This is a genomic window from Streptomyces sp. NBC_01224 (genome assembly GCF_036002945.1).
GTDB lineage: Bacteria > Actinomycetota > Actinomycetes > Streptomycetales > Streptomycetaceae > Streptomyces.
The window spans coordinates 8,482,419-8,507,102 of the sequence record NZ_CP108529.1; the positions used below are offsets into that span (position 1 = coordinate 8,482,419).

General features: G+C 70.7%; 23 protein-coding genes, 3 pseudogenes and 1 riboswitch. Of the genes and pseudogenes, 17 read left to right on the top strand and 9 right to left on the bottom strand.

The features are described from left to right. The first annotated feature begins 14 nt into the window (after nt 1–14). Nucleotides 15–1,640 (top strand): glycoside hydrolase family 13 protein, encoded by a 1,626-nt coding sequence (locus OG609_RS38440; protein WP_327277038.1) that lies wholly within the window; start codon nt 15–17, stop codon nt 1,638–1,640. 90 nt (nt 1,641–1,730) lie between these two features. After that, nucleotides 1,731–2,048, top strand: coding sequence for a cupin (locus tag OG609_RS38445; RefSeq protein ID WP_114242880.1), 318 nt, complete (start codon nt 1,731–1,733; stop codon nt 2,046–2,048). On the opposite strand, the gene OG609_RS38450 is transcribed toward OG609_RS38445, so the two are convergent. After that, nucleotides 2,038–3,303 carry an MFS transporter gene (locus tag OG609_RS38450; protein WP_327277039.1) on the bottom strand — a complete coding sequence of 422 codons (1,266 nt, stop codon included), beginning with the start codon at nt 3,301–3,303 and terminating at the stop codon, nt 2,038–2,040. The two genes, OG609_RS38445 and OG609_RS38450, sit on opposite strands and share 11 nt — an antisense overlap. An 80-nt stretch (nt 3,304–3,383) precedes the next feature. On the opposite strand from OG609_RS38450, the pseudogene OG609_RS38455 reads away from it, so the two are divergent. After that, nucleotides 3,384–4,260, top strand: a pseudogene (locus OG609_RS38455) (LysR family transcriptional regulator). Between the two features lie 249 nt (nt 4,261–4,509). Here the strand turns inward: OG609_RS38455 and OG609_RS38460 are convergent. Further along, a complete protein-coding gene (locus tag OG609_RS38460) occupies nt 4,510–4,866 on the bottom strand; it encodes a YciI family protein (RefSeq protein WP_327277040.1) in 357 nt (118 codons plus the stop codon). Nucleotides 4,867–5,019: 153 nt separating this feature from the next. Here OG609_RS38460 and OG609_RS38465 point away from each other — a divergent pair, with 153 nt between their 5' ends. Next, complete coding sequence (locus tag OG609_RS38465) at nt 5,020–5,646, top strand: GNAT family N-acetyltransferase (RefSeq protein ID WP_327277041.1); 627 nt, start codon at nt 5,020–5,022, stop codon at nt 5,644–5,646. Between the two features lie 36 nt (nt 5,647–5,682). On the opposite strand, the gene OG609_RS38470 is transcribed toward OG609_RS38465, so the two are convergent. Then, on the bottom strand, nt 5,683–6,183 hold the full coding sequence (locus OG609_RS38470; protein WP_327277042.1) for a GNAT family N-acetyltransferase: 501 nt from the start codon (nt 6,181–6,183) through the stop codon (nt 5,683–5,685). 218 nt (nt 6,184–6,401) lie between these two features. Between OG609_RS38470 and OG609_RS38475 the strand changes: the two genes are divergently transcribed. The 3 genes from OG609_RS38475 (at nt 6,402) to OG609_RS38485 (ending at nt 9,457) form a co-directional block, all read left to right on the top strand. Continuing rightward, nucleotides 6,402–7,289: an ABC transporter substrate-binding protein gene (locus tag OG609_RS38475; RefSeq protein WP_327277043.1), complete on the top strand. Its 888-nt coding sequence runs from the start codon at nt 6,402–6,404 to the stop codon at nt 7,287–7,289. Nucleotides 7,290–7,337: 48 nt separating this feature from the next. After that, nucleotides 7,338–8,417, top strand: a complete 1,080-nt coding sequence (locus tag OG609_RS38480) for a GH32 C-terminal domain-containing protein (protein WP_327277044.1) — start codon at nt 7,338–7,340, stop codon at nt 8,415–8,417. Nucleotides 8,418–8,524: 107 nt separating this feature from the next. Next, nucleotides 8,525–9,457: a carbohydrate kinase family protein gene (locus OG609_RS38485; RefSeq protein ID WP_327277045.1), complete on the top strand. Its 933-nt coding sequence runs from the start codon at nt 8,525–8,527 to the stop codon at nt 9,455–9,457. A 286-nt stretch (nt 9,458–9,743) separates the two neighbouring features. Here OG609_RS38485 and OG609_RS38490 read toward each other — a convergent pair whose 3' ends face one another. Next, nucleotides 9,744–11,036 (bottom strand): hypothetical protein, encoded by a 1,293-nt coding sequence (locus OG609_RS38490; protein WP_327277046.1) that lies wholly within the window; start codon nt 11,034–11,036, stop codon nt 9,744–9,746. A 195-nt stretch (nt 11,037–11,231) separates the two neighbouring features. Here OG609_RS38490 and OG609_RS38495 point away from each other — a divergent pair, with 195 nt between their 5' ends. The 8 genes from OG609_RS38495 to OG609_RS38525 all read left to right on the top strand — a co-directional run bounded on the left by OG609_RS38495 (nt 11,232) and on the right by OG609_RS38525 (nt 19,414). Then, a complete protein-coding gene (locus tag OG609_RS38495; RefSeq protein WP_327277047.1) occupies nt 11,232–12,509 on the top strand; it encodes a beta-ketoacyl-[acyl-carrier-protein] synthase family protein in 1,278 nt (425 codons plus the stop codon). Nucleotides 12,510–12,522: 13 nt separating this feature from the next. Further along, nucleotides 12,523–14,403, top strand: a complete 1,881-nt coding sequence (locus OG609_RS38500) for an acyl-CoA dehydrogenase family protein (protein ID WP_442818035.1) — start codon at nt 12,523–12,525, stop codon at nt 14,401–14,403. 17 nt (nt 14,404–14,420) lie between these two features. Next, a complete protein-coding gene (locus OG609_RS46450; RefSeq protein ID WP_382899172.1) occupies nt 14,421–14,567 on the top strand; it encodes a hypothetical protein in 147 nt (48 codons plus the stop codon). Between the two features lie 87 nt (nt 14,568–14,654). Then, a complete protein-coding gene (locus tag OG609_RS38505) occupies nt 14,655–14,933 on the top strand; it encodes an acyl carrier protein (RefSeq protein ID WP_327277048.1) in 279 nt (92 codons plus the stop codon). Further along, the gene (locus tag OG609_RS38510; RefSeq protein WP_327277049.1) at nt 14,930–16,153 is read left to right on the top strand and encodes a beta-ketoacyl-[acyl-carrier-protein] synthase family protein; all 1,224 of its coding nucleotides are present in this window, start codon (nt 14,930–14,932) and stop codon (nt 16,151–16,153) included. The genes OG609_RS38505 and OG609_RS38510 overlap by 4 nt, the downstream gene beginning before the upstream one ends. A 78-nt stretch (nt 16,154–16,231) precedes the next feature. Continuing rightward, nucleotides 16,232–16,419, top strand: a riboswitch (cobalamin riboswitch). 36 nt (nt 16,420–16,455) lie between these two features. Then, nucleotides 16,456–17,523, top strand: coding sequence for an ABC transporter substrate-binding protein (locus tag OG609_RS38515; RefSeq protein WP_327277050.1), 1,068 nt, complete (start codon nt 16,456–16,458; stop codon nt 17,521–17,523). A gap of 53 nt (nt 17,524–17,576) precedes the next feature. After that, complete coding sequence (locus OG609_RS38520) at nt 17,577–18,611, top strand: FecCD family ABC transporter permease (RefSeq protein WP_385656623.1); 1,035 nt, start codon at nt 17,577–17,579, stop codon at nt 18,609–18,611. Next, nucleotides 18,608–19,414 carry an ABC transporter ATP-binding protein gene (locus OG609_RS38525; protein ID WP_327277051.1) on the top strand — a complete coding sequence of 269 codons (807 nt, stop codon included), beginning with the start codon at nt 18,608–18,610 and terminating at the stop codon, nt 19,412–19,414. The genes OG609_RS38520 and OG609_RS38525 overlap by 4 nt, the downstream gene beginning before the upstream one ends. A 153-nt stretch (nt 19,415–19,567) precedes the next feature. Here the strand turns inward: OG609_RS38525 and OG609_RS38530 are convergent. Then, a pseudogene (locus OG609_RS38530) lies at nt 19,568–19,885 on the bottom strand (PRC-barrel domain-containing protein); the annotation flags it as partial. Between the two features lie 434 nt (nt 19,886–20,319). On the opposite strand from OG609_RS38530, the gene OG609_RS38535 reads away from it, so the two are divergent. Together OG609_RS38535 and OG609_RS38540 are read left to right on the top strand one after the other, a co-directional pair. Beyond that, nucleotides 20,320–20,922, top strand: a complete 603-nt coding sequence (locus OG609_RS38535; RefSeq protein ID WP_327277052.1) for an adenosylcobinamide amidohydrolase — start codon at nt 20,320–20,322, stop codon at nt 20,920–20,922. A 54-nt stretch (nt 20,923–20,976) separates the two neighbouring features. Then, a complete protein-coding gene (locus tag OG609_RS38540; RefSeq protein WP_327277053.1) occupies nt 20,977–21,885 on the top strand; it encodes an NAD(P)-dependent oxidoreductase in 909 nt (302 codons plus the stop codon). Between the two features lie 65 nt (nt 21,886–21,950). Here OG609_RS38540 and OG609_RS38545 read toward each other — a convergent pair. The 4 genes and pseudogenes from OG609_RS38545 to OG609_RS38560 all read right to left on the bottom strand — a co-directional run. Beyond that, a pseudogene (locus OG609_RS38545) lies at nt 21,951–22,265 on the bottom strand (PLP-dependent transferase); the annotation flags it as partial. Nucleotides 22,266–22,498: 233 nt separating this feature from the next. Next, on the bottom strand, nt 22,499–23,407 hold the full coding sequence (locus tag OG609_RS38550; RefSeq protein ID WP_327277054.1) for an RNA polymerase sigma factor SigF: 909 nt from the start codon (nt 23,405–23,407) through the stop codon (nt 22,499–22,501). A 331-nt stretch (nt 23,408–23,738) separates the two neighbouring features. Beyond that, complete coding sequence (locus tag OG609_RS38555; protein WP_327277055.1) at nt 23,739–24,053, bottom strand: hypothetical protein; 315 nt, start codon at nt 24,051–24,053, stop codon at nt 23,739–23,741. Beyond that, the gene (locus tag OG609_RS38560; protein WP_327277056.1) at nt 24,031–24,396 is read right to left on the bottom strand and encodes a hypothetical protein; all 366 of its coding nucleotides are present in this window, start codon (nt 24,394–24,396) and stop codon (nt 24,031–24,033) included. Before OG609_RS38560 ends, OG609_RS38555 begins: the two co-directional genes overlap by 23 nt. Between the last annotated feature and the right edge of the window lie 288 nt (nt 24,397–24,684).

A 24,684-nucleotide genomic window follows, 5' to 3' on the forward strand; every position in this document is an offset into this window, starting at 1 on the left:
GAAAGGAACGCCACGTGGCAGCCAGCCTTCCGTCCGAGGCCACCGCGAACTGGTGGCGCGACGCCGCCATCTACCAGATCTATGTACGCAGCTTCGCCGATGGCGACGGTGACGGGACCGGAGATCTGGCGGGAGTACGGGCCAAGCTGCCCCACCTCGTCGAACTGGGCGTGGACGCGGTCTGGTTCACCCCCTGGTATCTGTCGCCGCTCGCCGACGGCGGATACGACGTGGCCGACTACCGCACCATCGACCCCGCCTTCGGCAGTCTCGCCGAGGCCGAGAAGCTGATCGTGGAGGCCCGCGAGCTGGGCATCCGTACGATCGTCGACGTCGTCCCCAACCATGTCTCCGACCAGCACGCATGGTTCCGTGCGGCCCTCGCCGCCGGACCCGGCAGCCCCGAGCGGGAACGCTTCCACTTCCGGACCGGACGCGGCACGGACGGAGAGCTCCCGCCCAATGACTGGGTCTCCGAATTCGGCGGCGTCCCGTGGACCCGGCTGGAGGACGGTGAGTGGTACCTGCACCTGTTCGCCACCCAGCAGCCCGACCTCAACTGGGCACACCCGGCCGTCCGCCAGGAACACGAGGACGTGCTCCGCTTCTGGTTCGAGCGGGGCGTGTCGGGTGTACGGATCGACTCGGCGGCCCTGCTCGTCAAGGACCCCGCACTGCCCGACTTCGTCAAGGGCCGCGACCCCCACCCGTTCACCGACCGTGACGAACTCCACGACATCTACCGCTCCTGGCGGGCCATCGCCGACGAGTACGGGGCGGTCTTCGTCGGCGAGGTCTGGCTCCCGGACAGCGAACGCTTCGCCCGCTATCTGCGCCCCGACGAACTGCATACCGCCTTCAACTTCAACTTCCTGGCCTGCCCCTGGGAGGCTGTGCCGCTGCGCACCGCGATCGACGACACGATCGCCGAGCACGCCTCGGTCGGCGCCCCCGCCACCTGGGTCCTGTGCAACCACGATGTGACCCGGACCGTCACCAGGTACGGCCGCGAGGACACCGGATTCGACTTCGGGGCCAAGTCCTTCGGCACACCGACTGACCTGGCACTCGGCACTCGGCGGGCCCGCGCCGCGGCCCTGCTGTCACTGGCCCTGCCCGGTGCGGCCTACCTCTACCAGGGCGAGGAACTGGGTCTTCCGGAGGCAGAAATTCCGTGTGGCCGGATCCAGGACCCCATGCACTTCCGCTCGGGCGGCACCGACCCGGGGCGCGACGGGTGCCGGGTGCCGCTGCCGTGGTCGGCGCAGGCTCCGTACGCCGGCTTCGGCTCCACCACGGAGCCGTGGCTTCCGCAGCCGGCCGACTGGTCCTCGTACGCCGCCGACCGGCAGAGCGCCGATCCGCAGTCGATGCTCAGCCTCTACCGCGAAGCTCTGCGGCTGCGCCGGGCCGAGCCGGGCTTCCGGGTGGCGGCGGGTTCCGGTGCGCAGCAGATGACCTGGCTGCCCTCGGCGCCCGGGGTGCTCGCCTTCACCCGGACCGGAGGACTGATCTGCGTCGCCAATCTGGACGTGGAACCCGTCGAACTGCCCGGACACACGGACGTCCTTCTCACCAGTGGGCCGCTGGACGAGGAGGGGAGGCTGCCGCAGGACACGACGGCCTGGCTGCGGAACTGACCGCGGGGGAGCCGACGGGGCGACCGGCAATCCGTGCGGTGGGCCTGCGGCAGGATCGCGGGGGGACGAGGGCTGCGGCACAGTGGGCATATGGACGATCTGAATGCCCTCGCCGACGAGCATCTGGCCGCGGCCCGCACCTCAGCACACGGCCGCAGCGCCCATCGCCTGCTGCATGAGGAACCCCTGCGCCAGACCGTCATCGCCCTCACCTCCGGCTCCGCCCTCGACGAGCACAACGCACCCGCCGCGGCCTCCCTCCAGGTGCTCCGCGGCAGAGTACGCCTCACGGCGCCCTCCGGCGATGTGGAGCTGAGTGCCGGAGGACTCCACCCGATCCCGCAGGAGCGGCACGGGCTGCTGGCGCTGGAGGACGCCGTAGTGCTGCTGACGACCGTCAACGAGTGACGGCGACGGACCCGGGACGTGTGGCGGAGGCCATCCGGACACGCTCCAGGACCCACAGCACAAGGCTTCCGGCGGCCAGCGAAGCGCCCAGGATGCAGATGCCGCTCCAGCCCGCCCGTGCCCAGACCACCGAAGCGAGTGCGGCTCCGGCCGCCCCGCCCATGAAGAAGAGCGTCATGAATCCGGAGTTGATCCGGTTGCGGGCCTCCGGGCGGAGCGCGTAGATCACATTCTGTGCGCTGTTGAGCCCCGCCTGCTGGGCGATGTTCAGCGAGATCACCCCGATCGCCAGCCACAGCAGGGAGGACTCGCCGGCCAGCAGAGGCAGCCAGGAGAGCGTGAGGAGCGCGGCCGCCGTTCCCGACACCGCCTGTACCCGGCCGCGGTCGCTCAACCGGGCCGCGAAGTTCATGCCCACCACACCGATGACGCCCACCAGGCCGAAGAGTCCGATGGCGGCCGCATTCCAGCGGAAAGGGGGCCGGGTCAGCAGAAAGGTCAGCGCGGTCAGCTGCACGCTGTACGAGGCCATGGAGAACGCGCCGATGGCTGCCCGCCAGCGGAGCAGAGGCTCCTGCCGCAGCAGGGACAGTGTGGAGCGCAGAAGTCCGGTGTACGACATCGGGGCCGAGTCGCGCTGCCGGGGCAGCCGGGGGAGTCGTTTGTGCAGAAGTATCGCCATGACGGCCATGAGCAGCGCGTTGACCCAGTACGCGGTCCGCCAGCCGCCGAGCTCGGAGAGCGCGCCGGAGGCCATCCGGCCGAACAGCCCGCCGAGCAGGACACCGGACATGACGACGCCGACGATCCTGCCGCGTTCGGCCGGAGCCGCGAGCGTCGCCGCGAACGGCACCACGACCTGCGCGCCGACGGAGGTCAGCGCGGTGAGCAGGGTCCCGGCGATCAGCAGGGGGCCGGTGGGGGCAGCGGCCGTGGCCAGGAGGAAGAAGGCGGTCAGCGCGAACAGGCTCACGGCGAGTCGGCGGCGTTCCATGATGTCCCCGAGGGGAACGAGCAGGATCAGGCCCACCGCGTAACCGGCCTGGGCGGCGGTCACGATCAGCCCTGCCGCGGTGACACCGATGTGCAGATTCACCTCGATGATGTCGAGCAGCGGCTGCGCGAAGTAGTTGCCGGCGGCCGAGAGTCCGGCAGCGAGGGCCATCAGCAGGACCAGGCCGCGCCCGAGCGAGGGCGAATCGGGGAGAGTGCGCGGGACAGCCCGGTTTCGGGTCCCGTGTGTGGAATGAGCCATGTCCCTCAGCGTCGGGGATCCACCATCCATGAGTCCAACACATGTTTTTCATTCCATCGATCGTGATTCATGATGGATGCATGGAACTTCAGCAGATGCGGTACGTCGTCGCGGTGGCCGAACTGGGGAACTTCACCCGCGCCGCGAAGAGATGTCTGGTCGTCCAGTCCGCGTTGAGTCATCAGATCGCGCGGCTGGAGAAGGAGCTGGGGGCCCGGCTCTTCGACCGCACCAGCCGTCAGGTGCGGCTCACCGCGGCAGGCGAGGCGTTCCTGCCGGAGGCCAGGCAGGCGCTGGACGCGGCGGAGCGGGCCCGTGCCGAAGTGGCCGCCACGGCGGGGGAGGTCCGCGGGCGCCTTGCGGTCGGAGCCATCCCGACCGTCGCCGCGGTCGATATCCCGGTTGCGTTGCGGGCGTTCCACCTCCGCTACCCGAAGGTGCACATCGTCCTGCGCGACGGGGGCGAGCAAGGACCTGGTCCAGGAGGTGCGGGACGGCGCGCTCGACGTGGCGTTCCTGGGCGTGCTGCCGAGCTACCGGCCAAAGGGCGTGAGCGATCACGAGCTCGCCACGGGCGAACTGGTCGCCGTCGTGGCCCCCACCCACTCCCTGGCCGGTGAGGCGGAAGTGGGTCTGGAACGGCTGGCGAAGGAGATGTTCGTCGACTACCCCGACGGCACCGCGGCCCGGGCACAGTCGGAGGAGGCGTTCGCGGCGATGGGGCTCACCCGCGAGGTGGCCTTCGAGGTCAGCGGCACCGACTTCATCGTCCGGCTGGTCCGCAGCGGGCTCGGCATCGCCATGCTTCCGGCCGCCTTCGCGGCGGAACTGACCGGAGTACAGGTGCTGCCCGTCCGCGACGCGCCCGCCCGCACGGAGCGGTTGGTCTGGAGCCGCTTCCGCCCCACCCCGGCCGCTGCGGCATTCCTGACCGGACTCGGTGTCGACGCCGGCTGAACATTCCCTTCAGCCTTCCGGCAGCGACCGGCGGCGGCTTTGCAGGAAGTCCCGCTCGGCCGTGTTCTCCGTGCGGTCGACAGCGGCGTCGTACGCCGACGCGGCGTCCGAGGTACGGCCCAGCCTGCGGAGCAGATCGGCCGGAGAAGCTCGATGTCCGCGGCGGGCAACGCAGGCGCGTCAGGTGCGCCGGCCGGGAGGAAGGAGCGGGTGTGCCCGCCGAGGTGGCAGGACCGGGTGCACCGGCCATCAGCCCTCCGCTTCACCCTCGAACGGGCGGACCTCGATGGGCAGCGTGATAGCCCGCGCGGCCTTGCGGCCCCAGTCGAGGGCGGCATCCAGATCGGGCGCCTTGATGATGCACAGCCCGCCGAGGTACTCCTTCCCCTCGATGTACGGGCCGTCGGTGAGCAGCGTGTCGCCGTCCTTCGCCCGCACGACGGTGGCCGTGGTCGGGGAGCTCAGCCCGCCGGCGAACACCCAGGCCCCGGCCTGTCGGAGCTCCTGGTGGAAGCCGTGCACGTTCCGCATGATCTGTTCCAGTGCCTCGGGGGAGGGCGGCTCGGCCTCGGACGGTGTGACCACGCTGAGCAGGTAGTGCTTCATGGTGCGCCTCCTGGGATGCGACGCCAGCGCCGTGCCGGTGTTTTACCCTCTATACGAACGGGTACCGCCCGGATCGATACGGAACACGGTCGTGTTCGAAGAATTTCTGCCCGAGACTTGTGGGAGCGCTCCCAGGCTCGGCAAGATGAGGCAATGACCCAGCCTGTCGGCCCACGGGCCTACCACCCCGACGACCGTGCGGCCCTCGCGGACATCTGCGTCCGGACGGCCGACAACGGCGGCGACTCCCGGCATCTGTACCCGGACCAGGAGCTGATGCCGTCGATCTTCGCCACGCCGTACGCCTGCCTCGAACCCGATCTGGCCTTCGTGATCGACGACGGTACGGGCCAAGCGGTCGGCTACATCCTGGGGACCGCGAACACGGCGCAGTTCGTCGAAGCGTTCCGCAAGAAATGGCTGCCGTCGGTCGAGAAGCGCTTCCCGGCGCTCGACGGCCCGCCGCGAACCCCCAGCGAGGAGATGATCGCCCTCCTGCACGACCCGGAGCGGATGATCCTCCCCGAACTGACAGCCCATCCCGCGCACCTGCACATCGATCTGCTGCCCGCATGGCAGCGGAAGGGGTACGGCAGAGCACTGATGCGTACGTTCCTGGCTGCGCTGCGGGCCAAGGGAGTCGAGGCCGTGCATCTGTCCATGCTCACGTCCAACACTCCGGCCAGGGCCTTCTACGACCGTCTCGGCTTCGGCGAGATCCAGGTGCCGGACCCCGGGCCCGTCACCTACCTGGGCCGCACCACCGAAGCGGACCTGTAGCAGTCCGTCGGCATGGGGGCGACGCCCGGCGCCCACTCACACGGTGCGCTCCATGCAAACCAACTCGTCCCGCGCGTCCCACGGTTCAGTGATCCCGAAGCCGAGCCGCTCGTACAGGGTGATGGCGCCCGTGCGCCACTTCCATACGGAGAGCCGAACGGTGCCGACTCCGCTCTGTTCGGCGTGCGCCAGTGCGGCGTTCATCAGATGGGTGGCGATGCCGCGTCCCCGGAACTCCGGATCGGTCCACAGCCGCTTGATCTCCGAGCGCCCTTCGACGGCGGCGGTGACCACGACACAGCCCACAGGGGTGTCACCGCTCAGGGCCAGCAGCACGACATCGTCGTGGAACACCGCCCGCGGGTCCGAAATCTCCGCCCGGTACCGGTCGGGCAGTTCGGCCGCGCCGGCCACGGCCTCGCCCTTCTCGGCCTGGGTCCGCAGATGGTAGGCCGTCAGCAGTCGGGCCGGCCCGTCCTCGGTGGCACCGTGCCGGGCCGGCCAGCGGACGACGACGATGTCGGATCGACCAGTCATGCCATCAGCATCACACGCACGCCTCGACAAGCGGCGGGGAGGTCCTCGACCGGGGCGGGATCCGTGCCGGGGGCGCCGGTCCCGGCCACCCGCGGGCGTCTTCGCGTCATCTGTACCGGACCGGCCATGGGAGGGGGTGTCACGGGGGTTGGCTGGGCAGGTACTGGTGTACGACCCGGAAAACGGGGCGAAGCGGCCGGTGCCGAGGGGCGTGTGACGTGAGGGAGCAGACCGTGTGGCAGTTCTCCGACGATCGTGGGCAGTTGTCGACCGCAGGGCGGCGCCCGACGCGGGTGCTCGCCTATGTCCAGGCCGGAGCGACCCTGTGGGACCACGGGATACGGCCGAGCGCGATATTCGGCTCCGATCACGACGACCAAGCCGTGCCGGACGCGGCGAAGACCGGATCGCTGTCGCTGACCGAGGTCGGCTACCTCGGTGCGGGCAGCACCCTGGACGTGGACACCCTGCTGAGCGGTGAGCCGGATCTCGTGGTGGCCGTCAGCTACGGCGGCGGTCATGTCTACGGGCTCGCTCCGGAGACCGCCAAGCATCTGGAGGAGCACGTTCCGGTCGTCGTCATCGACGTGGGCCAGGCGCGCACCCTCGCGGAGATCGGTGACCGGTTCGCGCAGCTGGCACGCTCACTCGGCGCCGAGGAGGCCACGACGGCGACAGGGGACCTGGAGGCTGCCCGGGACCGGCTGCGCACGCTCGCCGCCGGACCGGACCGGCCCAGGGTGGTCGCCCTTTCCCCGGCCGGCCAGGACCGGACGCACCTCGCCCGCCCCCGCATGTGGCCCGAGCTGCGTGTGCTGGCCGAGCTCGGCGTCGACCTGGTGGAGCCGGCCGAGGGGCCCGGCGCGAACTGGTCCACGGTCGGCTGGGCGGACGCCGCGACGCTGCGCCCCGCCATCGTGCTCGCCGACATCCGCGCCAACGCCACACCCCTGGACGAGCTCCGGACGAACGAGGAGTGGTCGACGATCGAGCACGTCGCCCGGGTGCTGCCCTGGAATCCGGAGCCGGTCTGCAGTCCGCAGGCCCATGCACGGTTCCTGTCACTCGTGGCCGACGCGCTGGAGGCCGCCGCCCGGCGGCTTTGACGTACACGGCCACAGGGTGCGGCCGCCCCCGCCCGCCGCACGGGCCGCGTGTGCCGATGCCCCGTACGGACGCTTCCGATCGCGCCGGCCGCTCCGGTTCGCGAGGCCGGCCAGGAGCGTCCCGAGCCGACACCGTACGTCCGCAGGAGCAGGCATGCAGGCACGGGCGGCGCGACCGAATTCGGCCTCCGGCTCCGCACCGGAGGAAGCCGGCGGACGGCGGTCGGCTATGACGTCGGCGCCGGGAAGCCCTTCGTGGACCGTACCGACGCAGGCGTCCGCGACTTCACGGAGCACTTTGCGGGACGGACCTCCACGCCTCTGCCCCAGGAAGCGGTAGACGGTGAACGGCGCCTGAGGATACGGCTGTTCATGGACACCTCCTCGGGCGAGGTCTTCGGCGGCGACGGCCGCGCCACGATCAGCAGTCTCCTCTTCCCCGAACCGGACGACCAGGGCATGGCGTTCTACGCCGACGGAGGCGAGGCGCGCATCGTCACACTCACCGGCCACCGGCTCCGTGACCTCTTCCGGGTCACCGACACCGGCCCGGACTCGCCCGCGACCCCGTCAGGCGGCGAGTTCCGCAGCGGCGGTCTCGGCGATCTCACCGTGGTCCCGGCCGGGCACTGGACGACCACGGGCGCCGACCGCACCGGAACCTTCGACCGGGACTCGACCGCCGTCCCCACCACCGTGCACGGCGACCTGGAACGGACGACGCCGATACGGTTCGGCGGCCCGGACGGGACCAGCGGTGCCGGTTCCGTGCTGTTCCGTGCCACGCCGGACACGGCCGACGTATACGCCGTGAACCCCGACCCGAACCTGCGGACGGCCCGGCTCCTTTGCAGGGACGGCGGACGGACGACCGTACTCGCCGAAGTGCCCCTGCTGCTGCGCACCGGGGTGACTCCTCCGCTCCGGACGGATCGAGGCGTTCGTCGACGGCCGTCCGGTCATCGATGTGACGGACACCCGCTATGCAAGCGGCAGGATCGGGCTCAATGTGTTCGGAGGCCGCACCGTTACGACCTCGCCCACGATTGGCAGTGGGAGAAGGAGCGGCGTCCGGGGCCTTCGAATCCAGGGCGGAGGAGGGAGTCGACGCGGAGCGTCGGCGACTGACGACAACGCCGGAGGCGGAGGTCCCAGACACCGCGACGCCGCTGACAATCGCGGGCGAGGTCGTTACCAGGACACCTTCGTCATCGCACTCTAGGAGACCCCAGCTCATGCTCGACAGACTCGACCTGCTGGTCATCGGCGAATGCGTCGCCGACATCGTCCGGCTGCCGGGTGCGGCCGACCAGGTCCACCCGGGAGGCAGCCCGGCCAACGTCGCGTACGGTCTGGCCCGGCTCGGGCACGGCACAACCCTGCTCACCCAGCTCGGCCCGGACGACAACGGGCGGCTGATCAGGGACCATCTGACCGGCGCCGGGGTCGAGATCCGCACGGACGGTGCCACGGAGCCCACCCCGTCCGCCGCAGTGACCCTGGACGACGGCGGCCAGGCCGCGTACGCCTTCGAGATCACCTGGACGCTCGACCCGGTCTCGCTGGACCGGGCGCCCCACCACGTCCACACCGGATCCATCGCGACGGTGATGGAACCCGGAGCGGCCACCGTCCTCGCCGCCGTCGAGTCGCTGCGGACGTCCGCGACCGTCAGCTACGACCCCAATGTGCGGCCCGGGCTGATGGGGGACCATGATGCGGCTGTCCGCAAGGTCGAGTGCTGCGTCGCGCTCAGCGATGTGGTCAAGGCCAGCGACGAGGACCTGCAGTGGCTGTATCCGGGCCAGGAGCCGGAGCGGGTCGCCGAGCGGTGGCTCGCCACCGGCCCGGCCGTAGTCCTGGTCACCCGGGGAGGCGACGGCGCCCTGGCCGTCCTTCCGGATGGGCAGGTGATGGTCGACGCGCTGCCCACCGCCGTGGTCGACACCGTGGGGGCGGGCGACGCCTTCATGTCCGGCACGCTGCATGCCCTCGCCTCGCAGGGGCTGCTCGGCGCGGACGGCCGTGAACGGCTGCGCTCGCTGGACCGGGACACCGTGACCGATGTCCTGCGCCACGCGGTGGCCGGTGCCGCCGTGACCGTCGCACGGGCCGGCGCCAATCCGCCGGACGAGAAGGAGTTGAACACGGCACTCGCCCGCGGCTGAACACGACGGTGCCACCGGCCCCTCGCGGGAACGGTGGCACCGTCGTGTCGTCGGCGCGGCATCAGCCGACCGGGACGGTGCATCCTTCCGCGCCCGGCGAGCGCGAGGGCCTTCAGCAGCCGGCGCGCGCTCGCCCTGTGCCAACCGCTCCGCGCCACATCCCTGCCGCCGCACCGCACGCGGAATCCGCCGAGCAACTGGAGGGTGACGTCCTGACTCACCGACGGGGCACCTGAGTTTCTCCGTATGCCGGAACATGACGCCAAGAGACGGTAGGTACCGCTCATTACCCGGGCGCCGCCAGGTGCGGCGTGCTGTCGTCATCGAGGAACTCGATGACGGCGAGGGCGAACAGCGCGCACAGCGCGATCCATACGGTGACCAGGCCCGTCGGTCGGTCCCACGCCACCAGGACCGCGGCGGCCACCACGACCACCGTCCAGTTCAGCCAGAGTCTGGCGCGATGTACCCACCTGCCGACCGGGCCGCCGGTGACACCGGCCGCGTCCCGTACGGCACCGATGCCGCCGCTCCACATCGCCTTGACGCGGGCGGCGGCGCGGCCGTCACCGGTGAGCCAGGCGGCGAGGGCCACCACAATGCCGAGCGTGACCATCAGGCGGACCAGGACGCGTACGGGGCCGGCCAGGGCGTCGAAGACGGAACCGGCGGCCGGCTGGGACACCTCGGACGGGAGACTGTCGAGATAGAAGGCACGGCCCACCCACACGGCCAGCCCGAGCACCGCGGCACCCGCCGCGATCGCCAGCGCCGCCGTGACCAGTGCGCGACGGCGGCGTACCGCGAGAAGCACTCCGCCCGCGGCAAGGACCAGAGTGACCAACGGCAGCCAGAAGCCGATGATCTGGAGGGCCCGGAACCACTTCTTGGCCTTGCCGACCGACTCGGAGGTCAGCACCGTGAAGTCGGTGTGGATCTCCGGGATATTCGCGGCGACCGTCAGCCCCCGGTCGACGAGGCGATGCTTCACCCGGTCGATCACCGGTGCCAGGTCGATGGTGACGGTGTCGTTGGTGAGCTTCACCGCCCCGCCGCCGCTCCCGGACAGTGCTTTCACCGTCGCGGACTGGGCGGTCCGGTTGAGGTCGGTCCAGATCGTCTCGAAGGCGTCGCCGGCGACGAACTTCTCCACAGTCCCGCGCACGAAGTCCGAAACCCCCGTGGTGAGGGGGCCGCTCAGTCTCGAGAGCGCCTTGTCGACAACCGGTCGGTCCGCCGGGGCGACGTCGGCCAGTAGCGCCTTCACGTCGAGGTGCTTCATGACGGCGCCGGTCACGCGATCGGCCACCGCGGACTGCACATCGGGGTCGGAGGCGAGCGGCGCCATCATCGCCACATAGTTGTCGGTGTCGCCGATCTCGTTCTTCGCCCAGGTGGACACGATGCTCAGCGGCGTGAGGACGGCCGCGACGAGAATGAGCAGCACGGCGAAGAACGAACGGGCCCGCAGCCGGTGCCGTGCCGGGGCACGGGCCTCCAGCACAGCCACCCTGGCGCGCAGCGCCTCCAGTTCCGCGCGCGCTTGCGGGGACTGAGACCGGTTACCGTCCGCTTCCATGTCCCAAGGGGATGCCCTGCCGGTGCACACAGCGCGGCGGACTGCTGCGGACGGGTGAACACCTTCACCGGGCGCGGCGAGGTTCGGTCCACTCGGCCCATCGGTGACCCGTTCGGCTCAGTGAGCGCATCCTCGCCGGGGCGACTGCCGTTCGACATCCGGTAGACGTGATCGATTACGGAGGAGGGGCGGATCATGGGGCGGGTCGACATGGGTGTCGCGGTTACGGGAGTGGGGCTGGTGACCCCTGCGGGCGCGGACGAGTACACCTTCTGGGCGGGACTGTGCGCCGGCGTGTCCATGGCACGGCGATGTGAGGAACTTGCCGGGCTCCCGGTCGACTTCGCCTGTCCGGTGGACGGGATCGACCTGGACGAGGCCGTCGGCGGACGCTCAGGGTGGCGCATGGCACGGTTCGTGAAGATGGCGCTGGTCGCCGCCCGACAGGCGGTGGCGGACGCCGGGCTGTCACCGGAGCGGTGGGACGGCGACCGGGTGGCGGTGGTGCTCGGCGTCGGTGTGGGCGGGGTGTCCGTGCTCGTCGACAATCTGCGCAGGCTGGACGGCGGCGGACCGGAGACGGTGTCGCCGCTCCTGGTCCCGATGATGATGCCCAATGCCGCTGCCGGGGAGGTGGCCATCGCCCTGCGGGCCCACGGTCCCAGCCTGGCACCGGCCACGGCCTGCGCGTCCGGGGCGACCGCGATCGCCGTGGCCCGTGACCTGCTGACGAGCGGCCGGTGCGATGTGGTGGTGGCAGGCGGCGCGGAGTCCGTACTGACTCCGCTGGTGGTGAGCGCCTTCGCGGGAATGGGAGCGCTCTCCCTGCGTACCGGCGATCCGGCGGGCGCGTCGCGGCCGTTCGCCGCGGACCGGGACGGGTTCGTGATCGGTGAGGGTGCCGCCGTGCTCGTGCTGGAGCGGACACTCGATGCGCAGGCCCGCGGCGGACGCGCGCGCGCCCTGCTGACCGGCGCGGGTTCCGGCACCGATGCCCACCACCCCACGGCCCCGGACCCGGAAGGAGCCGGTGCGCGCAGGGCCGTGGAGGCGGCGCTGTGTGAGGCGGGCTGGGTGGCCCACGAGGTCGACCACATCAATGCGCACGGCACGTCGACCCCGCTGAACGACGCGATGGAGACAGCGCTCATCTCGGGGCTCTTCCCCCACCGGCCGTCGGTGACCGCGCCGAAAGGTGTGCTCGGGCACACCCTCGCCGCGGCCGGGGCGATCGAAGCGGTGGCCACCGTACTGACTCTGGAGCACGGTCTCGTCCCGCCGATCGCCAACCTGGACTCGCTGCCGGACGGGTTCGACCTCGACTGTGTGGTCAAGGAGCCCCGCATGCAGCACGTCGAGCGGGCACTCAGCCACTCCTTCGGCTTCGGCGGACACAACGTCGCGCTCGCCTTCCAGCGCGTCGACGCGGACGGCCCGCCGAAGACGGCCCCCGGTGTCCTTGCCGTCGGCTGATCGTTCTTGTCTCATGACCGCGACGATCGACAGCCCCTCCGCCGAACGGTCCACGGACCTTCTCACCGGTGTGCTCCTCGGCGACAACTTCCGCCGGGAGCACGGCTTCTGGCAGCGGATGATCAGCACAGAACCGTTCCGCCGCCCGGACCGCTGCACTCCCGACCAACGCCTGCTTCTCGCGTACGAGCGGCTGCGTATCCTCAACGACTGCCTCGACAGCGGCGCCCGGCTCGCCGCCGACCCGCGCGCCCTCGCGGCCCTGCACGAATGGCTCGGCCCGGTCGACCCGGCCCTCACCACGGTGGCGGGCATCCACTACAACCTCTTTCTCGGCAGCCTCCTCGACCACGAAGGCGACAGCCGGCTCGATCTGTCGGACTTCCTCCGACTGCGCAGCATCGGCACCTTTCTCTGTACGGAGGTGGCGCACGGCAATGACGCGGCGGCCGTCGAGACCACGGCCGCCTACGACCGCGAACGCGACGGGTTTGTGCTGCACACACCGCATGCCGGCGCCCAGAAATTCATGCCCAACACCAGTCCGGCAGGCGGTCCCAAGACCGGTCTTGTGGCCGCGCGTCTGCTCGTCGACGGCGCCGATCACGGCGTCTTCCTCTTCCTCGTACCGCTCACCGATGCCGTACGGGCCCTGCCCGGCGTACGGGTCCGCAGACTTCCCGCACGCATGGGGAGCCCGGTGGACCACTGCCTGACCTCCTTCGACCAGGTCTTCGTGGGGCGCGACGCGCTGCTCGGCGGGGACCACGGACGGATCGGTGACGACGGCGAGTTCAGCAGCGCCGTCGGCAACCGCAGGCGTCGCCTCCTCACATCGATCGGGCGCGTCACCTCCGGCAAGATCTCCATGAGCGCCTGCGCGGTCGGCTCCGCGCGCGCAACGCTCGCCGTCGCCGTGCGCTACGGCAGTCACCGGTACATCTCCGGGCCCCGCGGATCGCGTCAGGTACCGGTGATCGCCCACCGCAGCCACCACGGCCCGCTCGCCCGGGCCATGGCCACGGTCTTCGCTATGAGCCTGCTGCACCGCAGGGCCCTGAACCGCTGGGAGGGACGGGAGGACGGCTCGGGCTCGGGCCGGGAGGAGGCGGAGCGGCTGGTCGCCGTCGCCAAGGGATGGATCAGCTGGCAGGCCAGGTCCGTGATCGTCGAATGCCGTGAACGGTGCGGCGCCCAGGCGCTCCTGGAGAACAACGGCATGACCGAACTCATCACCGGAGTGGAAGGCGTCATCACCGCTGAGGGCGACAACCTGGCCATCCACGCCAAGGCGGCCGCGGAAATGCTCTACGCCACCGAACCGGCCGCGTACGACGCTCCCTTCGGCGGCGAACCCGGTGATCTCACCGACCCCGGGTTCCTCGGCAGGCTCCTGGCTGTGCTGGAGCAGATCTGGTTCGGCCGGGCCAGGGAAAGGCTGGGCCGCGCACCGCACGGTGACCCGCTGGAGCGGTGGAACATCGCATCCGGTCCCGCCCTTCGCGGCGTCGAGGCCCACGCCCACCGACAGGCTGCCGAGGCGTACGCGGACGCGGTGGCAGGTCTGTCGGAGGGGCCCGCCCGTGAGCGGCTGGTCGAGCTGCAGCGGCTGTTCGCACTCGACCGGATCGCCCGGAACAGTGGTGATCTGCTGGCCGCAGGATACCTGACGGCCAATCAGGTCAATGGAATGCCGGACGTCTTGGAAGAGCTGATCACCGCCGTCGCGGCTCACCTGCCCGCCCTCGCCGACTCCTTCGCGCTGCCGCAGGAACTGCTCGCCGACTGGCCCATCGCGGGGGCCGATTACGTCGATGCGTACGACGATCCGGCGGCGGCCTGGCAGTCGGACGGGGACCGGGTGACGGCCCCGGGAGAGCGGCGAGAGCCGTGACAGGGACGGGAACAGCCGTGCGGACGCAGCGGGTGCGGGAGGCGGCCGGGGCCCTCGGTATCCGCGTTGTGCTGCTGGTCTTCTGGGGTACGGCAGCCGTGCTGGCCCGGTGGTGCACGCAGTCGCAGCAGGGCGGTGGCGAATCGGTTCGGCACAAGGCGTAACTGGAGGCACGTCACCCAGTTGATTCGGCGTCGGGGCGGTGTCCCCGCCGTGCCCGGCAGCCGTACCGAATGATGGAGAGGAAGCTCATGAGTGCGATTCATCCCAAGATCACCGAGGTTCTGACACACACCTTCAAAGTGCCCATCGCCGAGATCCGCCCGGATTCCACGATGGACAGTCTGGAGATGGACTCCCTCGCCGTCGCCGAGTTCGCCGTCCTCATCAGGGAAACGATGGGCGGCGACGGGGACTTCGACAAGCTCTCCAAGGACGCCACACTGGCCGACATCACGCGGTACATCGACGCGACAGCCGGCAGCGGGGCGCTGATGGGCGGCGTGGCACCGACGAGCAACGCCCGATGAACAAGCCCGCGATTGCCGTAACAGGCCTGGGAATGATCACCCCGGTCGGCCACGATACCGAATCCACCTGGAAAGGTGTGTGCGCCGGAGTCTCGCCGGTGCGTACCGTCGCGGCACTCGAAGGTTGCGCGATCGACTTCGCCTGCACGGTCGATGGTATCGATCTGAACGCCGCGATCGGCGGCCGTACGTCCTACCGGATGGGGAAGTACGTCAAGTTCGCCGTTATCGCCGCCCGGGAGGCGGTCGCCGACGCCGGACTCGACCCGGCCCAGTGGGAGGGCAGCAGGGTCGCGGTGGTCGTCGGCACCAGCAGCGGAGGCTCCGCCGCACTGACCGAGCAGGCCGTCGTACTCGATCGGCACGGACCGGATGCCACTTCGCCGTCGGGCATCCTGCTCACCATTCCGAACATGCCCGCAGCCGAGATCGCCATCGAGCTGCGGGCCACCGGTCCCAGCCTGGCACCGTGCACCGCCTGCTCGTCCGGAGCCACTGCACTGTCCGTCGCTCGCGATCTGCTGGTCACCGGACAGTGTGACATCGCGATCGCCGGAGCCACCGAGTCGATCGTCTACCCGGTCGCCATGACCGGATTCGCCCGGTCCGGAGCCGCGGCCCGGGCAGAGGGCGACCCGGCCAGGCGGTGCCGGCCCTTCGCGGCCGACCGTGCCGGGCTGGTCATGGGTGAGGGCGCCGCCGTCATGGTGCTGGAACGGGCGGACGACGCCGTCGCCCGGGGCGCCGCGCCGCGGGCACTGCTCGCGGGCACCGGCGCCACCACCGACGCCCACCACCCCACAAGCCCGCACCCGTCCGGCGCGGTCGCCCAGGCCGCGGTCGAGGCCGCGCTGCGCGACGCGGGCTGGGCGGCCGAGGACGTCGAGCACGTCAACGCACACGGCACGGCGACACCGATCAACGACGCCACCGAGGCAGCCCTCATCGGCCGGGTCTACCCGCACCGGCCGCCCGTCACCGCCCCGAAGGGCGTACTCGGGCACTGCATGGGGGCGGCCGGAGCGATCGAGGCCGGACTGACCGTCCTGACGCTCCAGCGCGGAGTCGTACCGCCGATCGCCAATCTGGACGCCCCTGCGCCCGAGTTCGACATCAACTGCGTCACCGGGCAACCCCTGCGGCAGCCCATCCGGCGCGCCGTCAGCCACTCCTTCGGCTTCGGCGGGCACAACGCCGTGATCGCTCTTCAGCGTCCATAGGCATCGGGCGGGTGGTGCGACGGGAGCACAGCCCGGCGTACCACCGGCCACACCGCCCATGAGCTGCGCGGAGGCTCGTGATAGCTTGCCGAAGCCAGTCAAACTCCACGTAGGGGTCAGGGAATCCGGTGAGAATCCGGAACTGACGCGCAGCGGTGAGGGGGACGGGCGGGGCCACGGCCACTGGGACACCCGCGAGTGTCCTGGGAAGGCGCCCCGTCCGTAGGAGCCCGAGTCCGAAGACCTGCTGGCACCTGCGACCCGGTACCGGGGCGCAGGACTCCGTACACCGGGCTCCGCGCATGAGCCCCGAGACGCAGAGGGACTCCGTGCCGTCCATAGCCAGCCCTGTCCGTGCCATTGCCCTGCTCTCGGCGGGACTTGTCCTGCTGACCGCCTGCGGGGGCGGAACGAGCAGCTCTGCCGCGAAGTCCGGCTCCGCCGACGGATACCCCGTGACGCTGAAGAACTGTGGACGCACCGTCACCGTCGAAGCCGCACCGCACCGGGCCGTTTCGGTCGACCAGGGATCGACGGAGATCCTGCTCTCCCTCGGCCTCGCCGACCGGCTGGCCGCCACCTCGACCTGGACCGACCCGGTGATGAAGAGCCTGGAGAAGGCCAACGCCGAGGTTCCCAGGATCGCGGACAACCGGCCGTCGTCGGAGAAGGTCCTCGACCAGGAACCCGACTTCATCAGCGCGTCATTCGAGTCGACGCTGGCCAAGGGCGGCGTTGCACCCCGCGAACAGTTCGAGGATCTCGGCGTCCCCACCTATGTCTCGCCCGCCGACTGCACCGGCAAGGACAACAGCGGCGGCGGCGACGGAGCCCGTACTGCGCCACTGACCATGGACAGCGTCTACGACGAAGTGCGCGACCTGGCCGAGGTGTTCGGCGTGCGGAAACGCGGCGACACACTCGTGGCGCAGCTGCGGGCCCGGGTGAAGAAGGCGACCGAGGGCATCGACGCCTCCGACGCCACCCTCCTCTACTGGTTCTCCGACTCCAAGGCCCCGTACCTGGCCGGCTGCTGTGGAGCGCCCGGCATCATCACCAGGGAACTCGGCGCGAAGAACGTCTTCGACGACACCCATGAGGAATGGCCCCAGATCAGCTGGGAGACCGTCGCCGACCGCAACCCCGACGTCCTGGTCATCGGAGACCTGACCCGCAAGGCACAGACCGCCGAGAGCGCCGCGAAGAAGATCGAATTCCTGGAGTCCAACCCCGTCACGAAGAACATGGACGCCGTCAGGCACAAGCGGTACGTCCTGTTGAGCGGCCAGGCCATGAACCCGTCCATCCGGACGGTCGAGGGTGTGGAACGCGTCGCCGCCGCGCTGCGCACATTCGGATTCGCGGGGTGACGGACACCGAACGGGCCACGGCGGTGGACGCGTCACGGGCCTTTGAAGCAGCCGTGCGCAGTGGCACGGGGCTACGGAAGCTGCGCGGGGGAGCCCTATGGGCCTGTGGCATCGCACTGCTCGTGCTGTCCGTCGCGGTCGCCGTCACCATCGGCCCCGCCCGTATCTCCGTCGCCGACGTCTGGTCCACGGTCGCCTCCCACCTCGGCTGGGGCCGGTCACGGCTCACCCCGATCCGGGACGGCATCATCTGGAACCTGCGCATGCCGCGTACCCTGCTCGCCGCGGTGTGCGGCGCCGGGCTCGCGGTGTGCGGGACCGTCATGCAGTCCCTGCTCCGCAACCCGCTCGCCGACCCGTTCGTCCTCGGCGTCTCCTCCGGTGCGTCGACCGGCGCGGTCGTGGTCGTCGTCCTCGGCGTCGGCGGGGGAGCGGTGTCGATCTCGACCGGCGCGTTCATCGGCGCACTGTGCTCGTTCGCCCTCGTTCTGCTGCTGAGCCACACCCTGGGCGGCACGACCGACCGGGTCGTCCTCTCCGGTGTCGCGGCCATGCAGCTGTTCTCCGCGCTCACCTCCTTCGTCGTGATGACCGCCGCCGACGCCGAGCAGACCCGCGGCGTGCTGTTCTGGCTGCTCGGCTCGCTCAGCGGGGTCGGCTGGACCGATGTGTGGATCTGCTCCGCCGTTCTCGTCGTGATGCTGCTGATCTGCCTCGGCCAAGCCCGTACGCTCGACGCCTTCGCGTTCGGCCAGGACGCCGCCGCCGCACTCGGCGTCCATGTCGCGCGCACCCGGATCGTGCTGCTCTGCACGACCGCGCTGCTGACCGCCGCGCTCGTCAGCTCGGCCGGCGCCATCGGCTTCGTCGGTCTGGTCCTGCCGCACGCCGCCCGTGCGCTCGCCGGCTCCGGGCACCGGCGGCTTCTGCCGGTCACCGCCTTGGCCGGGGCGGTGTTCCTGGTCTGGGTCGACACCCTCGCCAGAACGGTTCTCGACCCGCAGGAAGTGCCCGTGGGAGTCGTCACCGCCCTCATCGGCGTGCCCGCGTTCGTTCTGGTCCTGTACCGCAGCCGGAGGATCACATGACGGGTGGAGCCACTGAGGGGCTGTGTGCCGAGCGGGTCAGCCGGGAGGCGGGCGGCCGCCTCATCCTCGACGGGGTCCATCTCGCCCCGCCGCCCGGCGCCACCGTCGGGCTGATCGGGCCGAACGGCTCCGGCAAGTCGACCTTGTTGCGGGTGCTGGCAGGAGTCCTCGCCCCGGATGCGGGCGTGGTCACCCTCGACGGCCGGCGGCTCGACGAGATCGGTCGCCGAACCGTGGCCCAACGGGTCGCCGTGGTCGACCAGCATGCCGTCACCCAGGTCGAGTTGAGCGTCCTGGACGTGGTACGCCTCGGGCGTGTCCCGCACCGCAGGGCCTGGTCGGCACCCGGCCGGGCGGACGACGACGCGGTGCGCGAAGCCCTGGAGCGGACCGGTCTCGCCGATCGCGGCGACCAGTCCTGGCACACCCTCTCCGGAGGCGAGCGGCAACGTGTCCAGATAGCGCGCGCACTGGCCCAGCAGCCGCGTGAACTGCTGCTCGACGAGCCGACGAACCACCTCGACATCCAGCACCAGTTGGATCTGCTGTCGCTGATCACCTCGCTGCCCCTCACCGGTGTGATCGCTCTGCACGACCTCAATCTGGCCGCGATGTTCTGCGATCGGATCGTCGTCATGAAGGAGGGGCGGGTGGTGGCCGCCGGGACCCCGGCGGAAGTGATCACCGCGGAGCTGATCGCCGACGTCTACCGGGTCAGGGCGCGGGTCACTCCCGACGGCCCGGACGGGCGGCCCTCGGTGCGCTTCCTGCCCCAGCGGCCGGGGCCGCGCTCACCACAGTGAGCGCGGCCCCGGGGACACCCGCGACTTGATGTCGGCCGACCCGTCGTAGCCGAACGCCGAGTGCCAGCGCCAGCAGCTCACAACCCCTGCCCGACCTGGCAGACCCGTGCGGCCACAGCTCTAACCGGCCGCCGGGTCCGACGGCGGCGTTCCCGACAGGCCGTAGTGGCGGTAGAGCTCCTCCTCCTCTGCCACGGACAGATGTGCGTCCGCGTCCACCCGAGGGGCTCCCTTCACGCGCTCCTTCGCATGCGCGACATGCAGATCGGTACCCACGCGACGGGCCCCGGCAAGGGGCACGAAGCTCTCCTTCATGCCGAACAGGCCGGTCTTCACCGTGATCCAGTCCGGACGGCCGGTGTCGTCGTCGAGGTACACCCGCCCCACACCGCCGATCTTCTCGCCCGCGGCGTCGTACACCGTCAGGCCGTCGAGTTCTCCGGAATCCGTGAAACCGTCGGCGGCTCCCATGACCGATTCCTCCTCGTCAGGCGCGTCCTGCGGCCGGTTCCTCCGGCGAGGCGCGTTCGAGCCCCATCGCGCCTTACTCGCAGGGATGCCGCAACCGCCCCCGCCGATGGAGGGCCACCGCAACCCGCTCGGCAGGCATCCGCGGCAGAGGTACGCGAACCGTGCCCGGATTAGCCCACTCGGGTGATAGGTGAAGGATGTGTGCCCGGATATTCGGGTACGGGAGTCGTCCGGCGCCGAGCACCAGGACCGAACTCCGGTACGTCTCCGCCCCGGCAGCGCACCCGGCGCGGGCCGAGGGACCCCGGCGCATATGATCGACGGTCCGACTGCCCATCGTCGTCCTGCCGTGCCACCGGGGGTGCCCCATCTGTTCCGTACGCATCCGGCTCCCCGAACAGCGCGGTGAACTGCTGACCCGGCACGAGGACGGCTTGGACCTGCACCATCTGGTGTGGCGGCTGGGACCGGGGTGGCGGGTGTGCAGCAGCGCCGTGCTCGGAGGTGGCATCGGCCCGCGCGCCTGGATTCTCAACGCCCAGGTGCCCGGCGGCTATCCGCGCCTGGACCCCGACCGCCACCTCGCCGAGATCGCCGCCGCGGAACACCTCACCGGACCCGGCGCCGGACTGATGACGGCCGCCGATGTCACCGCGTACACAGCCGCGGCCGACGAGGGTGTGACGGCGACCGCCACCTGCGGACTCGGCATACGCGGCTGGGCCGCCACCCCGGCCGAGGGCACCGAGCGGCCGCCGCGGCCGGGAACGGTCAATATCGTCGTGACCCTGCCGGTGGCACTCTCCGACGCCGCACTCGTCAACGCGGTCTCCACGGCGACCGAGGCCAAGGTCCAGGCACTCCTGGATGCGGGACTCGACTGCTCCGGCACCCCCACCGATGCCGTCTGTATCGCTGCCCCCTCCCCGGGACCCACTCCCGGTGAACCCTTCGCCGGACCCCGCTCCCGCTGGGGTGCACGACTCGCCAGGGCCGTGCACGCTGCCGTTCTCGAAGGTGCGCTGCGGCAATCCTGAGAACCCACTGCGCCGCGAGCCGACCGCGGCGCGGCCGATGAAGGGAGCCCCCTCATGACCTCAAGCGCCGCCGACGCCGCCCCGCAGCGGCCGACCGTCGCCGTCCTCGGCACCGGAATCATGGGATCCGGCATGGCCCGGAGTCTGCTCCGGGCCGGCCTCGACGTCCGCGCATGGAACCGCACGCAGGCCAAGGCGGCTCCGCTCGCCGCCGACGGCGCCACGGTCACGGACACGGAGGAGGAAGCCGTACGCGGCGCCGATGTCATCCTCACCATGCTCAACGACGGCCCCGCCGTTGCCGCCGCACTGACCGCCGCGTCGCCCGGCCTGCGTGCCGGCCAGGTGCTGCTCCAGAGCTCGACCGTCGGACTCGACGCCACCACCGATCTCGCCCGGCAGGCGATGGACGCGGGACTGGTCTACCTCGACGCACCGGTCTCCGGAACCAAACAACCCGCGGAGCAGGGCACGTTGACGGTCTTCGTGTCCGGTCCCTCCACCGCCCGGGCGTCGGTGAACCCGGTGCTGGACGCGATCGGGCAGCGAACGGTCTGGGTCGCGGAGACCCCCGGGGCGGCCTCGCGGCTGAAGCTCGTGGTCAACACCTGGGTGATCACCATGGTCAACAACATCGCGGAATGCCTCAACCTCGCCGAAGGGCTGAGGATCGACCCGCAGACGTTCCTCGACGTCATGAAGGGCGGCCCGCTGGACTCCGCCTACCTCCAGGGCAAGTCCGCCGCCGTCCTCTCCGGTGACCTCACCCCGAGCTTCGCCCTGTCCACCGCGCTGAAGGACACCCGCCTCATCCTGGACGCGGCGGAGAAGTCGGGGGTGCGCCTGGACCTGGTCGCCGCTTCGGCCGACCGTTTCGCGCGCGCCGAGGAGGCAGGGCACGGCGGCGAGGACATGATCGCCACCTACTACGCGGGCCGCGCCCCGGAGAAGGACGGCGACTGAGCGCCGCCGCACGGCCGGCCCAGGGCGCCGGAGCGATCCGCTCCGGCACCGCCGAGCCCTGTGGACGTGTTGTCGACGACCAGCGGCAGTCCGGCCGCGTGCGCGGCATCGGCGACCGCCCGGATGTCGAGGACGTTGCCCCGCGGATTGCCCAGCGCCTGTGCGAACGGCGCCTTGGTGTTCGGACGGATCGCCGCCGCCCACGCGTCGATGTCGTCCGGGTCGTCGACGAACGGCACCTCGATGCCGAACCGGGGGAGCGTATGGCGCAGCAGGTTGTACGTGGCGCCGTACAGCGAGGTGGCGGAGACGATGTGGTCGCCCGCGCCGGCCGGCGTCAGGATGGCGAGGGTCTCCGCGGCCTGCCCGGAGGCGAGCGCTCGCATGCGGTTCAGTCACTGGTCACGGCACCGCCCGCCGTGTCTCCGTATCGGCTCCGACCTGCGTGGACGAAACCATCGCGCAGCTGTAAGGGACCGCTGTGGGCGGCTCGCCGAGTGGCCCGATGCGGGCGCCCGATTTCATGCGGGCGCAATGCATGAGCGCGATCGCTGGGCAGACGGGCGATGGGGACTCCGGCTGATGGATCAACCGGAGACCGCGTCCGCTCGGATCACTCCTCGACGAGCATTCCGCTGCGGAGCTTCCGCAGAATCCTGCTTATCAGCCGCGACACATGCATCTGCGAGATGCCGAGCTCCGTGCCGATCTGGGACTGGGTCATCTCCTGGCCGAAACGCATGCCGATGATGCGGCGTTCACGATCGTCGAGATCGCCGAGCAGCGGCGCGAGCGTATGCAGATTCTCGACCGTCTCCATGGCGGGATCGGGTCCGCCCAGAACATCGGCGAAGGTGCGCCCCGGTGCGTTTCGCCGGCCCGCGTCCGCCGGAGCGGCCGGCATGTCCAGCGAACCGGCCGTGTACCCGTTGGCCGCCACGATGCCCTCGGTCACCTCGCCCTCGCTGAGCCCCAGTTGTTCGGCCAGCTCCGGAACGGTGGGGTCGCGGTCGAGCTGCGTGGCCAGGGACTCCTTGGTCCTGGCGATGTCGACCCGCAACTCCTGCAGTCGGCGCGGGACATGCACCGCCCAGCTGGTGTCACGGAAGAACCGTTTTATCTCGCCGGTGATGTAAGGGACCGCGAAGGAGGTGAACTCGACCTCGCGGGAGAGATCGAACCGGTCGATGGCCTTGATCAGTCCGATGGTGCCTACCTGGACGATGTCCTCCATGTCGCCGCCGCCCCGGTTCCGGAACCGTCCTGCGGCGAACCGGACAAGGGAGAGGTTCATCTCGATGAGGGTGCTGCGCGCGTACTGATGGGCAAGGGTTCCCTCCTCCAGGACCTGGAGCCGGTCGAAGAACAGCCTGGACAGTTCACGCGCGTCCGGCGGGGCGATCTTCCCCGCGTCCTCGATCCACGGCAGGTCGCCGATGTCCCCGGCAGCCTCCCTCGTCGGCGTCGACCGTGCACTCTCCGCTCGCTCCGCACCGGCGGTCCGCGCAGTGTGCGCCGTCATCTCGTCACGCTCCCCTGGTCGTAGGTGAGGTGTATGCGTCTGCCCCCGGAGGGGGCTCCCATGCGGAAAAGTGGAAGTCGATCAGGTCGCACGGGATCAATGGCCGGGAATCGTCGTGATCCCTCGTCATTTCTGTGCAGGCGGGGCGCAATCTCTGTGCAGGCGAGGCGCACCGGACACCAGAACCGCCCCACCGGTACGGGGGAGCCCGGTGGGGCGGTCGCCTCCAGGTTGCCACAGCCCGCGGCGCATCGGGGCCGACCGGCTTATATCCAGTGGTAGTTGAGTCGAAATCGACGGTGGCCCGGCTGCGGACTGATGCCCGGACTGCTCAGTCGCGCGGGTAGCCCACGATGGTATGCGTGACGGCGGGGGAATCCTCGGTGGTGTAGTAGTGGCTGCTGAGTCCCGAAAACCGGGCCGTGTCCAGGGCCACGACGCGGTCACGGGGGACCACCAGACTCACATCGCGCAGCGCGGCACGATCTCCGGCCGAGGACCGGAACGTACGGTCGACGGAGCCGGCCACCAGTGCCGCGTCCTGCCCGTGCACCCCGTCCGGGGCCGACTCGGGCACCGCCGGAGGCACGGCTGCGGCCCGTACCGACGACGCGGTGAGCGCATCACCGATCTCGGAGATCCGCACACAGGCGGACAGCCGCCGCGTACCGCGCAAATCCGCGGCGGATACCCCGGTCCCGGCACCGGATGGCGGTGCCGGCAGCACGACCGGTTCGGTGCGGCACACATCGGCCGCATGGGCGCACCGGCCGGCGAACGTGCAGCCGCCGCCGGCACGGAGCCGTCGCCCACGGTCCGATGAACGCGAACGGCCCCTGGTCCAGCAGCACGATCTCCTTGGAGAGCACGGTCGCGGTCTGCGCCCACCCCAGCGGGAGGTACGGCAGATCGGCACCGGCCGTCTGCACCGCCTTCATGAGCTCCCGGGCGCGCTTGTCCTTGTCGGTGGCGGCCTTCGCGGTGTTCATTGCGGTGTTGACGGTCTTGTTGCCGTAGTGCGCGATGTCCGTCGTCGTGGCCGCGGCGTTGAGATACGGGTCGGCGAGTTCGGCCGGGTCGCCGGTGACGGGGAAGCACCCCGGGCCCGGGCGCCCGAACCGGCCTGGCCGTCACCGGAGCCTTTCGCCCGCTGGGGTGCACAGACGGCGAGCACACCGGACGGGGCGGCTGTGCCTTCGCCGACCGATTGCTCCGGCGCCATCGAACCGACTTGGTGCGAAGGGGCAGTTGGCGGCTGTCCCCACCTTGCTCGCGTC

Bases quoted from the DNA above. Each gene is read 5' to 3' on its own strand.
- OG609_RS38490 (WP_327277046.1), bottom strand. From the start codon at position 11,036: ATGGAAGCGGACGGTAACCGGTCTCAGTCCCCGCAAGCGCGCGCGGAA.
- OG609_RS38445 (WP_114242880.1), top strand. From the start codon at position 1,731: ATGGACGATCTGAATGCCCTCGCCGACGAGCATCTGGCCGCGGCCCGC.
- OG609_RS38465 (WP_327277041.1), top strand. From the start codon at position 5,020: ATGACCCAGCCTGTCGGCCCACGGGCCTACCACCCCGACGACCGTGCG.
- OG609_RS38485 (WP_327277045.1), top strand. From the start codon at position 8,525: ATGCTCGACAGACTCGACCTGCTGGTCATCGGCGAATGCGTCGCCGAC.
- OG609_RS38505 (WP_327277048.1), top strand. From the start codon at position 14,655: ATGAGTGCGATTCATCCCAAGATCACCGAGGTTCTGACACACACCTTC.
- OG609_RS38495 (WP_327277047.1), top strand. From the start codon at position 11,232: ATGGGGCGGGTCGACATGGGTGTCGCGGTTACGGGAGTGGGGCTGGTG.
- OG609_RS38525 (WP_327277051.1), top strand. From the start codon at position 18,608: ATGACGGGTGGAGCCACTGAGGGGCTGTGTGCCGAGCGGGTCAGCCGG.
- OG609_RS38450 (WP_327277039.1), bottom strand. From the start codon at position 3,303: ATGGCTCATTCCACACACGGGACCCGAAACCGGGCTGTCCCGCGCACT.
- OG609_RS38515 (WP_327277050.1), top strand. From the start codon at position 16,456: ATGAGCCCCGAGACGCAGAGGGACTCCGTGCCGTCCATAGCCAGCCCT.
- OG609_RS38510 (WP_327277049.1), top strand. From the start codon at position 14,930: ATGAACAAGCCCGCGATTGCCGTAACAGGCCTGGGAATGATCACCCCG.
- OG609_RS38550 (WP_327277054.1), bottom strand. From the start codon at position 23,407: ATGACGGCGCACACTGCGCGGACCGCCGGTGCGGAGCGAGCGGAGAGT.
- OG609_RS38460 (WP_327277040.1), bottom strand. From the start codon at position 4,866: ATGAAGCACTACCTGCTCAGCGTGGTCACACCGTCCGAGGCCGAGCCG.
- OG609_RS38470 (WP_327277042.1), bottom strand. From the start codon at position 6,183: ATGACTGGTCGATCCGACATCGTCGTCGTCCGCTGGCCGGCCCGGCAC.
- OG609_RS38540 (WP_327277053.1), top strand. From the start codon at position 20,977: ATGACCTCAAGCGCCGCCGACGCCGCCCCGCAGCGGCCGACCGTCGCC.
- OG609_RS38560 (WP_327277056.1), bottom strand. From the start codon at position 24,396: ATGAACACCGCGAAGGCCGCCACCGACAAGGACAAGCGCGCCCGGGAG.
- OG609_RS38500 (WP_442818035.1), top strand. From the start codon at position 12,523: ATGACCGCGACGATCGACAGCCCCTCCGCCGAACGGTCCACGGACCTT.